The organism is Hyalangium sp. (assembly GCF_035629615.1).
Taxonomy (GTDB): Bacteria; Myxococcota; Myxococcia; order Myxococcales; family Myxococcaceae; genus Hyalangium.
In genome coordinates this window covers 1-13,151 of sequence record NZ_DASPHO010000497.1, presented here as the reverse complement: position 1 = coordinate 13,151, position 13,151 = coordinate 1, and the positions used below count along the sequence as shown (strand labels likewise).

The 13,151-nt window shown below is 71.1% G+C and carries 9 protein-coding genes and 1 pseudogene; 8 read left to right on the top strand and 2 right to left on the bottom strand.

Features of this window, described 5'->3' with window-relative positions; all coding sequences use genetic code 11:
* Positions 1-675 (bottom strand): annotated as a pseudogene (locus VD972_RS25455) (adenylate/guanylate cyclase domain-containing protein); the annotation flags it as partial.
* A gap of 140 nt (positions 676-815) precedes the next feature.
* On the opposite strand from VD972_RS25455, the gene VD972_RS25450 reads away from it, so the two are divergent.
* The 5 genes from VD972_RS25450 (at position 816) to VD972_RS25430 (ending at position 8,163) form a co-directional block, all read left to right on the top strand.
* Positions 816-1,550: a 16S rRNA (uracil(1498)-N(3))-methyltransferase gene (locus VD972_RS25450; protein ID WP_324991274.1), complete on the top strand. Its 735-nt coding sequence runs from the start codon at positions 816-818 to the stop codon at positions 1,548-1,550.
* A gap of 110 nt (positions 1,551-1,660) precedes the next feature.
* A complete protein-coding gene (locus tag VD972_RS25445; protein ID WP_324991272.1) occupies positions 1,661-1,927 on the top strand; it encodes a GlsB/YeaQ/YmgE family stress response membrane protein in 267 nt (88 codons plus the stop codon).
* Between the two features lie 165 nt (positions 1,928-2,092).
* Complete coding sequence (locus VD972_RS25440) at positions 2,093-3,664, top strand: RDD family protein (RefSeq protein WP_324991271.1); 1,572 nt, start codon at positions 2,093-2,095, stop codon at positions 3,662-3,664.
* Between the two features lie 74 nt (positions 3,665-3,738).
* On the top strand, positions 3,739-6,795 hold the full coding sequence (locus tag VD972_RS25435) for a FrgA protein (RefSeq protein ID WP_324991269.1): 3,057 nt from the start codon (positions 3,739-3,741) through the stop codon (positions 6,793-6,795).
* A gap of 3 nt (positions 6,796-6,798) precedes the next feature.
* Entirely contained in the window at positions 6,799-8,163 is a 1,365-nt protein-coding gene (locus VD972_RS25430; RefSeq protein ID WP_324991268.1) for a hypothetical protein, read from the top strand.
* A 5-nt stretch (positions 8,164-8,168) separates the two neighbouring features.
* Here the strand turns inward: VD972_RS25430 and VD972_RS25425 are convergent, their stop codons facing one another.
* A complete protein-coding gene (locus VD972_RS25425; protein ID WP_324991266.1) occupies positions 8,169-9,224 on the bottom strand; it encodes an isopenicillin N synthase family dioxygenase in 1,056 nt (351 codons plus the stop codon).
* Positions 9,225-9,267: 43 nt separating this feature from the next.
* On the opposite strand from VD972_RS25425, the gene VD972_RS25420 reads away from it, so the two are divergent.
* From VD972_RS25420 to VD972_RS25410, 3 genes are all read left to right on the top strand, one after another.
* A complete protein-coding gene (locus tag VD972_RS25420; protein ID WP_324991264.1) occupies positions 9,268-10,485 on the top strand; it encodes an esterase-like activity of phytase family protein in 1,218 nt (405 codons plus the stop codon).
* A gap of 76 nt (positions 10,486-10,561) precedes the next feature.
* Positions 10,562-12,115 (top strand): two-component system sensor histidine kinase NtrB, encoded by a 1,554-nt coding sequence (locus VD972_RS25415; RefSeq protein ID WP_324991262.1) that lies wholly within the window; start codon positions 10,562-10,564, stop codon positions 12,113-12,115.
* Positions 12,100-13,151 (top strand): sigma-54 dependent transcriptional regulator (locus VD972_RS25410; protein WP_324991260.1); only part of this gene is annotated, 1,052 nt, incomplete at its 3' end. The genes VD972_RS25415 and VD972_RS25410, both read left to right, overlap by 16 nt.

The window sequence follows — 13,151 nt, the reverse complement described above, 5'->3', positions numbered from 1 at the left end:
CACCTGGCGAGGCAGGAAGCGCGAGAGGTTCTCTCGCCGGCGCAGCCCCAGGAACATGAACCGCACCGCGTGGTTCGTCCACCCCAGCATCAACCCCAGGGAGATGAAGCACCCCACCACGAAGCTCGAGTCCGTCCAGGTGAAGCTGCCCGTCCACCAGCTCAGGAAGACGTAGCCCCCCGCGGTGAGCACCGTGGACAGCACCACGTGGAGCACGCTGTAGCGCACCACCGAGAAGGCCAGCACTGCCGCGGCCCCAGCGACGAACATGCCCTCCGTGAAAGCCCCCTTCGTCTCGAAGGTCCGCCACGCCATCGTCATCAGGAAGGCGACATCCACGAAGGTGGTGGGGACGGGCATCCACCGGGAGTGCTGCGCGTTGGGCTTCTCCCGCCGAAGCAGGAGGTAGGCACCGATGGCGAAGGCCGTGTAGCCCCGGACCATCCAGACGCGGACCTCATCGTGCGCCACCAGCTCGCCGGACACCCTGCTGATGAACCCCTGGCTCACCCCCATGAGCGCGAAGAGCGCCAGCCGCACCTTGGCGACGGTCTTCTCCCCCAGCAGGGCGCCCTCCGCCAGCACCTGCTCCTGGTTGGCGCGCTCCAGCGCGAAGCGCGCCACTGTCGTCCCGGTTCCAGGCTTCCGTTTCCTGTCGATGCTGACAATCGCCACTTCGCGCCCCCGCTGGAGAGTAAGGCCTTGGGCTTGCACGGCCTTAGCACACCCCGGAACACGGAGGAGGCGCTGGTGGGAGCGGTGGCTTCCTGCTGAACTCGGGTGCCAGCCAGCCGTCCTCTCGGAAGGAACCCCGCGTGGTCCGCCTCTTCGCCCCTGTCCCGGAGCACCCTCCCGCCGAGGTGGTGCTCTCGGGTGATCGCCGCCACTACCTCCTCCACGTCCTGCGGCTCGGCGAGGGCGCTTCGCTGGAGGTGTTCGATGGCACGGGCCGCGCCTTCGACGCCCGCGTCACCCGGGTGGACGCGCAGGAGGTCCGCCTCGCGCTGGGGCCTGCCCGCACCGCGCCTCCCCGCCGCGCGGTGAGCGTGCTGCAAGGACTGCCCAAGGGCGACAAGCTCGAGTGGATCCTCCAGAAGGGCACCGAGCTGGGCGCCGCCGCCTTCCACCCTGTGGCCACCGAGCGCAGCGTGGTGAAGCTGGAGCCCCGGCGCGCCGAGGAGCGCACCGCGCGGTGGACGAAGATCGTCGAGGAGGCCGCGCGCCAGTGCCGGCGCAACGACGTGCCCCGGGTGCATGCGCCACGGCCATTGCTGGAGGCGGCCCGCGCGCTCGCGCCCGGGACGGCGCTGCTGGTGCTGGACGAAGAGGAGAACGCGGTGCCCCTGGGCGAGGCCTTCCGCGCCTGTACCCCGGCAGCCCCCGTGGCGCTGGTGGTGGGGCCCGAAGGGGGGCTCGCACGCGAGGAGGTGGCAGGGCTCGTGGCGCTGGGCGCGCGCGGCGTCACCCTGGGCTCGCTCATTCTCCGCACGGAGACAGCGGCGCTGGCAGCACTCGCGGTGATGGCCCACCTGGATGGGGAACTCGGGTAGCAGTCAGGAGAGCAGGCGCTCCTCTCGTACGGACTGCCACCCCTGAGTTGCCATTCCTACGTTTCCTGCGTCCGGGGCCCATAACCCGCCCCAGCGCAAGGAGACATTCCATGGGTATCATTGCCTTCATCATCATCGGTCTCATCGCGGGCCTCATCGCTCGCGCCATCCTGCCGGGCCGTCAGAGCATGGGGCTGCTGCCGACCACGCTGCTGGGCATGGTGGGCTCGCTCGTAGGCGGACTTATCGGCTCGCTCTTCGTGCGCGATGGGCGCCTCTTCGATCTGCACCCGTCGGGGCTGTTGATGTCCGTGGTGGGCGCCATCGCCGTGCTCCTGCTGGTAGGCGTCGCCGGCCGGCGCCGCGTCCATGCCTGAGTGTGAAGTGCCCCACACCTCCCCTCACGCACAGGGGGGGTGACGTGGAAGGGCGAGCCCCTGACGGTTCCTCAACCAAGGAACCGCGGGGGCTCGCGCTTTTCTTGCTCCTGAAGCAGGGACGTCCTTTCATGTAGCACCTGCTGTCGCTACCTGGAGGACGCGTTGTCCAAGTGCCTGAAATGCGGAGCCGCACTGCCGCCCGTGGGCGAGTGCCCTGCCTGCGCCGCCGCCGCGGGCAAGCCGGCCACCCCCTCGGCCGTGCCCAGCCTGCTCGACAAGGACATCCAGATTGACCGCCGCCTCACCCCGGAGCGGACTCCCGCCGTGTCCGGCTCCGCGGTCCCCACCTTCGCGGAGCTGGCGCGCGGCCCAGCCACGCCTCCGGGGATGACGCCCGTGCGTCCTGCCGCGGCTCCGCAGGGTGCCCTGACGCCCCCCGCCATGCGTCCGGCAGAGCGGCTCCCGACTCCAGCCCCGATGCCGGCAGCTCAGGCGGCCGCGGTCCCTCCCTCCATGCCACCGCCGCAGCGGCTCCCAGTCCCCGCACCGGCGCCGGCGCTCCAGACGGGCTCGCCTCCTCCCGCAGAGCCGCGAGGGCCGACTGGCGTCGCGCTCCCTTCGAGCTCGGCACAGGTCTTCCTGGGCGATCCCGACGAGACCCTGCCCGACACGCTTCCCGGCGTGCCCCGCCCCCGGGCGGCCTCGGTCATGCCGCGTGCGGAGCCTGAGCTTCCCGCTGCGGCAGCCTCCTCGCGGGCTCCGGTGGGTGACCCGGACACGACGGCGCCGGGCCAGCCGCCGTTCACCCCCCCGCCGCCCTCGGCTGCACCCTCGACGATGGCGAGCCCGACCCAGCGGGTGGGGCTACCCGTGCCCCCCTCGGCTGCGCCCTCGATGATGGCGAGCCCGGCCCAGCAGGCGGAGCTGCCCGCGTCGCCTTCGAGCGCCCCCTCGATGATGGCGAGCCCGACCCAGCAGATGGGGTTGCCCGTGCCTACCTCGGCCCCTCAGGCGCGGCCGCTGGACCCTGAGCCCACGACCGCCTCGCGCCAGATGCCGGCTCCCGTGGAGGTGGTGACCTTCGCGCCTCCCTCCCGGATGCCGCCGCCCCCGCCTTCCTCCGTGTCGCTCCCGCAGGAGGACCTGCTGCTGACGCCACGCATCCCGATCCCCGCGCTCGCCCCGCGCGCGACGGAGCCCGCGGCGACCACGGCCCCTGGCCAGGGGCGGCCCCGGACGAGCAGCGCCCCCGGGGCTCAGGAAATCCACGCGCGCCCGGCCTCACTCTGGCGCCGCCTGCTCTCCTTCACCATCGACACCACGGCCCTCGTCGGTGTGGCCACGCTCTACATCCTCCTCGCCTCGTCCATCGCGGGCGTGAAGTCCCCCTCATCCCAGGGCCTCACCCCCCTGGACTCGCTCGCAGCCTGGATGCATGCGCTCAAGTCCGTGCTGCTGCCCGGCCTCTTCCTGTTGCTGGTGCTGGCAACGGTCTACTGCGCCGTCGCCGCCTTCCTCTGGAACGGCCGGACGCTCGGCCGCCTGCTGCTGGGTCTTCGGCTCGTCGACACCCACGGCCTGGCTCCGGCCCCCTCCCGAGCCATCGTCCGGGCCCTGCTCTCCGTCGTATCCTTCGGCCTCTTCCTCGGAGGTTTCTGGATGGCCCTGTTCGACAGACGCGGCCAGACCTTGCATGACAAGCTGACGTCCACCTTCGTCGTTCAACCCGGCTGATCCACAGCATCGCTACAGCATCGCTACAGCATCATTGTGCCTTGCGGCAGCGGCCGTAAGATGCCGCGCCCCTCATGCCTGCCCGACTCGCCCAGCTCCTGGTTGCGCGCGGCCTTCTCCCTCAGGAGACGGTGGATGCCGCCGTGCGCCAACAGCAGGCCCGAGGCGGGCTGATCGACTCGGCCCTGCTGGAGACAGGCCGGCTCCGTGAGAGCGACCTGCTCAACCTGCTGGGAGAGGCCTCCAGTTTCCGCCCGGTGAACCTCGCGGACTTCGAGCCCAACGCGGAGGTCGCCACCTTCATCCCGCCCAAGATCGCCGAGCGGCTGTGTGTGGTGCCCCTGTCGCTCGACGGCAACACGCTCCACGTGGCCTGCGGCTTCCCCGTGCCACGCAAGGAGCTGGACGAGGTGGGGTTCCTCCTCGGCAAGCCCCTGGAGCTCTGGGTGGCCATCGAGGTCCGCGTCCGCGAGTGGATCTCCGCCGTCTACAAGCAGCCCCTGTCCGAGCGCTTCGCGGACCTCCTCGCCGCCGTCAACAAGCAGGCCTCGGCCCCCGCGCCCGCTCCGGCGCTCACAGCGCCCATGATGCCCCCGCCGCCTCCTCCCGAGGCACTGGAGGAGGCGGACGAGGAGGGCTCGCTCACCCCCGCGATGGTAGAGCGGCTGGCGCGCTCGGTGGCCTCGGAGCCCGCTCCCGTCGAGAAGAAGGCCGAGGGCCCTCAGCCCGGTGCGCCCGCCCCCGCCGCGCCCCAGGCGGCAACGCCCGCCGCAGGCTCGGCCCCACCGCCGGCCTACAGCCGCGAGCCGCTGCGCCTCAACATGCCGGCCGGGGCCTCCGCGCCTTCCGCACCCCAGGCTCCGCAGCAGCCCCCGAGCGCCCCGAAGCCCGCTGCTCAGGCCACGCCCGCGGCCAGCTCCGTCGCGCCGGCGGCCTACAGCCGCGAGCCGCTGCGCCTCAACATGCCGGCCGGGGGCTCCGCGCCTTCCGCGCATCAGGCTCCGCAGCAGCCCCCGAGCGCCCCGAAGCCCGCTACTCAAGCCACGCCCGCGGCCAGCTCCGCCCCGCCGCCGGCCTACAGCCGCGAGCCGCTGCGCCTCAACATGCCGGCCTCCCAGGCCCCGGCTTCCAACACCGCGCAGCTCCCGGCGGCTCCAGCCGCTGGGGTGCCGTCGCCTCCCACGCCCGCGGTCTATCCCTCGCTTGGACCCACGCCGCAGCGCTCGCCCACGACGCTGCCAGGCTTCCCGAGCACGCCTGCTCCTGTCATGCCGAAGGAGCCGCAGTTCCTCGTCTTCAGCAACCCCGCGCCGGCGGTTCCCCCCTCGCGCAAGACGCCGACGCAGCCTGACTTCCAGATGCCCACGCCAGCGGCTGCTCCCTCCGCGGCTTCGCCCCGTGCTTCCACAGCAACTCCGGCTTCCCCACCAGCTCGGGCTCCGGTCTCCACCCCGGCTCCGGTTCCGGTTCCGGCCCCTGCCGCGGCTCCGCCTCCTGCCACGCCCGCAGCCGCTCCCATTCCCATCACCGCGCTTGCACCTGGCGCACCCCCAACCCAGCCTCCGAAGCCCGCCACGTCGGCCGCGAGCCAGGAGGTGCCGGACTGGACGCTGGCCCAGGCGCGCACCGCGCTGAAGGACGCGACCCGGGACAGGGATCGCCTCATCGACGTGGCCCTGCGCTTCGGGCGCCGCACGTTCGACTACGTGGCGGCCTTCGCCGTCCTCCGCGGCACCGCGGGGGGCTGGGAGGCGCGCGGAGAGGGCATGACGGGCGAGCAGCTCTCGCAGGTGTCCATCCCGCTCGACGCCAGCAGCATCTTCCGCACCATCGCCGTCACCCGGGGAAGCTACGCGGGCCCGCTCCCGCCGGATGCGCTCAGCAAGCACTACGTGGAGCTCTTCGGCCGGCAGTCGCCTCGCACCGTCTTCCTCTACCCGGTGGAGGTGCGTGGCCGGCTGGTGGCGCTGTTGTACGGGGACTGCGGCCAGAGGCCCATCAGCCAGCGGCGCCTGTCCGACTTCATCCTCTTCTGCCAGGACCTGCCGAGCGCCTTCCAGGAGCTCATCCACTTCCGCAAGCAGCGGATGACGGAGCTGCGCGCGCCGGACATCGCCGAGGCCCTGGGACAGCCCCTCGCCTCTGCGCCGGCCCCCGCGCCCGCGGTCGTGGCCGGCCTGGGGTGGAGCCCCTTCTTCGGGCGGGCCAGCGGGACGCTGGGCCGCGCCGCGACGATGCCTCCGCGGGTGATGAGCGAGGAGCGCCCGCCGCCGGACTTCGCGCCCCTGATCAAGCGTCTCACCGGGCCGGATGCGGCCCAGCGCACCGGCGCCATGGCCGAGCTGGCCCGCACGCCCGAGGCCAGCGCGCGGGTGCTGGCCTCGAGCTTCCCAGGCCCTACCGCCTGGAGCCGCCTGCCCGTGGTGGATCTGCCCGAGGCGGATGAGCTCGGCCCCATCCCCGCCGCCCTGTCCCGGCTCGGCCGGCCCGCGGCGCAGGCGCTGGCGCCGCTCCTGGACTCGGCGGATCCGGACACGCGCTACTTCGCGCTGCTCACCGCCGGCAACCTGCCCTACGTGGAGCTGGTGGACGGCGTGCTGCGGGGGCTGTTCGATCTGGAGCCGGACATCTCCAGCGCCGCGCGCGTCGCGGCCTCCGCGCACAAGCACCTGCCCCGCTTCGACGCGGCCATGAGGGATCTGCGTCAGGAGCTGACCAACCGGGATCCGCTGCGGCGCTCACTGGCGGCTCGGGCGCTGGGCACGCTGCACGATCGGGAGGCCATCGAGGGCCTCATCAACCTCACGGGCAGCGACGACGAGATGTGCGCCGAGGCCGCCGCCGAGGCGCTGAGGGAGATCACCCGCGCCACCTTCGGCCGGCAGCCCCGCCAGTGGACGGTGTGGTGGGCGGAGAACCGCACGCGCCGCCGGGCGGACTGGCTCGTGGTGGCCCTGCGGCACAAGGAGCTGGATGTGCGGCTGGCGGCCATCGAGGAGCTCAGCCGCGCGCTCAATGACACCCTGGGCTACTACGCGGATGCCGCGGAGCCCGAGCGCGAGGCCGCCGTGCGCCGCTGGGAGGCCGCCGCCGTGGATCCCTCCCGGGCCCGGAGACTGGGCGCCCTCTGATCCATGACGAAGCCCTACGACTCCCTCCGCAAGGAGGCGCTCGAGGCCCTCCTCGGCCAGGATGCGCGAAAGGCCTTCACCACGTTCCGCCCCGTGCTGCAGTACCCGGGGGCCCCTGAGCTGGAGCAGCCCGCCCGCTGGACGGAGGCATGGGAGCTCTTCGCGCGGGTAGCGGCGATCATCTCGGGAGAGGAGCTCGCGGGCATCGTGCGGCAGGCCGCCCGTGAGGAGCAGAACGTCCAGGCGCTGTACAACCTGGGCTATCAGCTCATCGAGCAGTCGCTGCACGACGTCGCGGCCACGGTGCTCCTGCGCGCGCACCGGCTCGTTCCGCAGGAGGCGCCCGTCCTCGCGGAGCTCGTCTCCGCGCTGGAGAGCATGGGCGCCCACACGGAGGCCACGCGGCTGCTGCGAGCCCAGCCGGAGCTGATCCAGGGCCACTTCATGTGCCGCTACCTGCTCGCCTACAACGCGATCATGTCGGGAGATCTGGACGAGCCGCGCAGGCTGGTGCTCGGGCTCGAGGTGCTGCTCACCCGCTCCGGGGCTCAGGGAGAGCAAGCTGCTGCCTTCGCCGCCATGTCGGAGCGCATCCGGCACATGCTCGCCCGCGCGGAGGCCCTCCAGGGCGTGACGCCGCTCGACCTGAGGGATCTCCGCGGCTGGCACTTCGTGACGACGGGAGGAGTGCTCCTGCACCTGTCTCCCCACGGCTTCGATGAGGGAATGACAGGGCGCTACGCCTTCGTCCAGGACGGGGGCTCGAGCTGCCTGGAGGGCATCCGGCGCGTGGAGGCAGTCCTTGCCCAGGCCCGGCGCAAGCCTGAGCGCGTCTTCATGCTCCCGGATCGGGAGAGCGCCATCCTCGCGCATGCGACAGCGCGGGTGCTCGGGCTTCCCATGGAGCCGTGGCCCGAGCAAGGCAGTGACGCACCGGGCCTCATCGTGGCGTATGACTTGACCAGCCTGGAGACGCCGCTGCTGGTGACGCTCCAGACGCATCGAGCTGGGCAGGTGCTCTGGAGCCATGCCACGCCGTGGACGCAAGAGCCCCCCTTCGCGGCGGATCTGACGACGTTCCTGTACCAGGAGAACACCTCTCCCTGGGGCGAACGGCTGCGGTTCAACGCGGAGTCCCAACAGGTCGAGCCGTCCCCACCTGCCGAGGGGAGCGTGGAGGCGCTGGCCGAGGGAATCATCTCGGCCAGGCTGGAGGACCGCGCGCTGGAGGACTTGCCCACCCTGACGAAGCTGGTCGGTGCGATGGCCTCCTTGGAGGGAGGGGCGGCGGGTGGGCTCTTCCGCGAGGAAGGCTACCGGCGGCGGAACCTCACGGACTCTCCGGTGAAGAGCAGCCGCTTCGCCTGACAGCCTCAGGGGAGGACATCAGCCCTCAGGTCCGGGAAGACCTTGCCCACCTTGCCGAGCAGGTAGTCGCCGTAGGTGCCGTGAAAGGCATGGACGCTCTGTCCATCCCAGCGCTCGGACCGGTCATCGGCAGAGCCACCTCCGAGCGCCGCGTCCTCGATGGGATGAACCTCGGCGGTCCAGCTCGGGTCGAAGAAGAACGGCAGTGACAGCCGGTCGCGCCCGGCGCGGTTCTGCACCCGGTGCGGCGTCGAGCGATAGACGCCCCGAGTCATCCGGTCGAGCATGTCGCCGATGTTGCACACGAACGAGCCGGGCACGGGCGGCGCGTCGATCCAGCGCACCTTGCCGCCTGCGCGCGACTTGACCTGGAGGCCGCCGGCCTCGTCCTGCTTGAGGATGGTGAGCACGCCGTAGTCCGTGTGCTCGCCCACGCCCCAGACGGGTTGACCGTCCTCGCCCAGCTCGGGGCCCGGTGGGTAGTTGAAGATGCGAAAGAGCACGAGCGGATCGGCGGTGTAGCGCGCGGAGAAGTAATCCTCCTCCAGGCCGAGGCTGAGCGCGATCCCGCGCATGAGCACATGCCCGAGCCCGGTGAGCGCGGCCATGTACTCGAGGACGGCCTCGCGCAACCCCGCCGGCTCGCGAGGGAAAAGGTTCGGACCATGGAGCGGAGTGCCGGCGCGAACGAGGGGGTGCCCTGGATCCAGCTCGGTGCCGAAGTAGAGGCCCTCCTTGCGATCGGGACGGCCGGAGGTCAGCTCGCCGCCGACGGGGAAGAAGCCGCGCCAGGCCCGCCCACCGAGCGCCATACGGATGGCCATCTTCTCCTCGAGCGGAAGAGCGAAGAACCGGCGGCTCGCCTCCTCCAGGCGCTCCTGGAGCCCGGCGTCAACGCCGTGGCCGACGATGTAGAAGAAGCCGCTCTCCCGACAGGCCTGGCCGATCTGGGTGGCAACGGCACGGCGCGCGGCGACACTCGAGGAAGGCTCGACGAGCGCGCGGATATCCAGGACCGGGACACGATCGAACCCATCGGCTGCGGAAGCTGATTCCTTCATTTCGTGGATTATGCTCAATCACTTATAGATTTAAATTCCAGGCATGCCGATCGAAAGACTCCTGCGCTCTCTCACTCTCAGCTCCGTGGCAGCGCTGACCGCGTGCTCCTCTCCTCAGCAGCCCAAGGCCGCCAGCGAGCCCACGCTCGTCGGCCGGGCCATCCTGCCCGCGGACGCATACCAGCCCGGGCCGCCGTCGGGAGCGTTCCTCACCGCCGACAACGGCGTCACGCTCCCTCTCCCGAGCCAGCCGATCCCTGGCTTCTCGGCCATCCTCGATGCAGGGGGCGGTGAGTTCTGGGCGATGCCCGACAACGGCTTCGGCACGAAGACCAACTCCAGCGACTTCCTGCTGCGCATCTACCGCATCCGACCGGACTTCCGGACGGCGAAGGGCGGCAGCGGCACGGTCGCGGTGCTCCGCTTCGTGCAGCTGAGCGACCCGGACGGAAAGGTCCCCTTCGCGCTCACCCGGAGTGACCGGGTGCTGACCGGCGCCGACTTCGACATCGAGTCCGTGCGACGCCTGGAGAATGGTGACTTCTGGTTTGGTGACGAGTTCGGTCCGTTTTTGCTGCACACCGATGCGGAGGGCAAGGTGCTCGAGGCGCCCATCTCGCTGCCGAACGTCCAGTCTCCGCAGAACCCGTATCTCTCCGGGCCGGAGGCGTGGACGCTCGGCCAGAGCCGGGGCTTCGAGGGGACGGCGCTGAGCCGTGACGGCAAGTGGCTCTACCCGTTCATCGAGGGCGCGCTTCGCACCGACTCTGACCCCCGGCGGCGGATCCTGAACCAGTTCGATCTGGCCGCCAGGAGCTATACCGACAAGAAGTGGAGCTACCGGGTGGACGCCGAGTTCCCCAACGCAGTCATCGGAGACTTCACCGCGCTCGACGATGAGCGCTTCGTGTTGATCGAGCGTGACGATGGCCAGGGTGAGCAGGCGCGGCTCAAGAAGGTCTACCTCGTCGATCTGCGCCACGTGGACGCGGAGGGCTTCCTCGAGAAGCAGCTCGTGGTCGACCTGCTGCGCATCCGGGATCCGGACGGAGTCTCGCTCCCGGCGCGGCCCGGCGAGTTCGGCGTGGGCGACCCTTTCTCCTTCCCGCTCCAGTCCGTGGAGAGCCTGGAGGTGCTTGACGGCGAGCGGCTGCTGGTCGCGAGCGACAACAACTTCCCTGGCAATGACGGGCGCTGGATTGCCCGTGACCGGCCGGACGACACCGAGCTGATCATCATCCGCGTCCCTCCCCTGCGCTGAGCCACGGGAGTGTTCCTCAGGGCCTCCAGGCGGTTACGATGGCGCGGAACGCCGTTTCCGAAGTCTGGAGCAGGAGATGAATGAGCTGGCCTGGCTGAGCCTCGCGGCGTGCGCGGGACAGCTCGCCCTGGCGGGGCTGGCCCTGGCGCGCGTGGGCAAGAGCCCCCTGGCCCTGCCCCTGTCCCTGCTGTCCATCGCGCTGTCGACGTGGAACTTCTCCCACTTCGCCTTTGCCGTCTCCGGCGAGGAGGGCTGGCGGCTCGTCGGCCTCGCCACCACGCTCGCCACAGCCCCATGCGCGGTGCACTTCATCCTCGCCTTCACCGGCCAGCGCCGCCGCTTCGCCGGGGTCATCTACTCCACCTACGGCATCTTCGGTCTCTTCGCCGTCGTGGCCCTGTCCGCGCTGGGCTCTCCGTGGATGGCCGTGCGCGCCACCTCGATGACGTTCTCGCGCCTCACCATGGCGCTCGTCACCCTGCTGCTGGGCGCCGGCTGGGGACTGCTGCTGCTCCACCTGCGCCGCGCTCCCAGCCTGGAAGAGCGCATTCGCACCGGCCTGCTCCTGCTGGGCCTGGTCCTCCTGGTGGCGCTGCCGGGCACGGACTTGATGGCCGATCTCGGCTTGAACGTGCCCCGGCTCGGCACCCTGGGCACCCTGGTGGGCCTGCCCGTCATGGCCACCGTGGCCCTGCGCTTCCAGCTCTTCGGCAAGGATCTGTCCAGCGGAGCAGCCCTGTACGCGGTGACGCTCGCGGTGGTCGGAGTGCTGGCCTACCTCATTGTCTTCCGCCTCTTCGCCGCCGAGCAGGGCGCGCTCGTCGTAGGCACCGCCGCCATCACCTTCGCCCTGCTCGCGGCCGCGCGCCGAGGCGTGAGCGCCCTCGTCACCCAGCGCGAGCGCCTGGAGCGCCTGGCCACCCTGGGCCGCTTCTCCGCGCAGATGGCGCATGACCTGAAGAACCCCATCGCCGCGCTCAAGGGCGCCGCGCAGTTCCTCAAGGAGGAGCATGCGCAAGGGCGCCCGTGGAATGACAAGGGAGACTTCCTGGACCTGCTGCTGGAGCAGGTGGAGCGGCTGGACCGGGTGGTGAGCACCTACCAGCGGCTGGGGCGCGTGGAGCCGCTCCCCCTGCCGCTCGACATCAACCAGCTCGTGGAGGACGTACTGTCGCTCCAGGCCTTCACCGGGTACGCCAACGTGAAGCTGGAGCGCGTGCTGGAGAAGGCGCTGCCGAAGTGCTCGGGGGACTTCGACTTGCTGGCCAACGCCCTGGAGAACCTGGTGCGCAACGCCTGCGAGGCCATGCCCCAGGGCGGCACCTTGACCGTCCGGACTCGGCGTGAAGTCTCGGACCGAGCGGGAGTGGTGGTGAGCGTGGAGGACACGGGCGAGGGCATGGACGCTCGCACGCGCGAGCGGGCCTTCGACGAGTTCTTCACCACCAAGTCCTCGGGCAGCGGGCTGGGGCTGGCCTTCGTCCGCCGGGTGGTCGAGGCGCACGGTGGCGAGGTGTCGCTGACGAGCCGAGAGGGGCGCGGTACCATGGTGAGCCTGCGCCTGCCCTCACTCGGGGCGCCCGAGGGCGCTGCCGCCCCAGAAGAAGGAGCACCGTGGCCGAGTCGCTGAAGGGAAGCGTGTTGTTGGTGGACGATGACCCGGCCGTGGCCAAGGTGCTCGGCGCGCTGCTGACGCAGGCGGGGCTCACGGTGCACTCCGCGAAGAACGGGGCCGAGGCGCTGGTCCTGCTGGGACAGAAGCCCATTGATGTGGTGGTGAGCGACGTGCGGATGCCGGGCATGAGCGGCCTGGAGCTGCTCGGCGAGGTGACGCGCCTGTGCCCGGACGTGCCCATTGTCCTCATGACGGCGCACGGCACGGTGCCCATGGCGGTGGAGGCCATGAAGGCGGGCGCGGCGGACTTCATCCTCAAGCCGTTCGACCGGGAGGAGATCCTCTTCACCCTCCGCAAGGTGCTGCTGCACGCGCAGGGGGAGGCCGAGCGCTCGCCGCTGAAGGCGAGTGCCTTCGTGGGGCGCAGCGCGGCGATGACCGAGGTGGAGTCGCTGCTGACGCGGGCGGCGGCGGGCACGGCGACGGTGCTGCTGCGCGGTGATTCCGGCACGGGCAAGGAGCTGGCGGCCAAGGTGGTGCACGACGCGAGCCCGCGCCGCAGTGGCCCCTTCGTGAAGCTGCACTGCGCGGCGCTGCCGGAGTCGCTGCTGGAGAGCGAGCTCTTCGGCTACGAGAAAGGCGCCTTCACCGGCGCGGCCACGCGCAAGCCCGGGCGGGTGGAGCTGGCCCATGGGGGCACGCTCTTCCTGGATGAGATCGGCGACATCACCCTGCACGTGCAGGTGAAGCTGCTGCGGTTGCTGCAGGAGCGCGAGTTCGAGCGCCTGGGCGGCACGCAGACGCTGAAGGTGGACGTGCGCTTCGTGGCGGCCACGCACCGGCCGCTCGAGGAGATGGTGAAGAAGGGCGAGTTCCGAGAGGACCTCTTCTACCGGCTGAACGTGGTGCCGGTCTGGCTGCCGCCGCTGAGGGCGCGGCCGGAGGACATCGAGCCGCTGGCCCGGCACTTCCTGGAGGTGCATGCCAAGACCAACGGGCGGCAGCCCTTCACGCTGGCGCCGGACGCGCTCCAGACGCTGCAGGCCCAGCC

Coding starts and splice junctions, on each gene's coding strand:
- VD972_RS25445 (WP_324991272.1), top strand. CDS start 1,661: ATGGGTATCATTGCCTTCATCATCATCGGTCTCATCGCGGGCCTCATC.
- VD972_RS25435 (WP_324991269.1), top strand. CDS start 3,739: ATGCCTGCCCGACTCGCCCAGCTCCTGGTTGCGCGCGGCCTTCTCCCT.
- VD972_RS25430 (WP_324991268.1), top strand. CDS start 6,799: ATGACGAAGCCCTACGACTCCCTCCGCAAGGAGGCGCTCGAGGCCCTC.
- VD972_RS25425 (WP_324991266.1), bottom strand. CDS start 9,224: ATGAAGGAATCAGCTTCCGCAGCCGATGGGTTCGATCGTGTCCCGGTC.
- VD972_RS25420 (WP_324991264.1), top strand. CDS start 9,268: ATGCCGATCGAAAGACTCCTGCGCTCTCTCACTCTCAGCTCCGTGGCA.
- VD972_RS25415 (WP_324991262.1), top strand. CDS start 10,562: ATGAATGAGCTGGCCTGGCTGAGCCTCGCGGCGTGCGCGGGACAGCTC.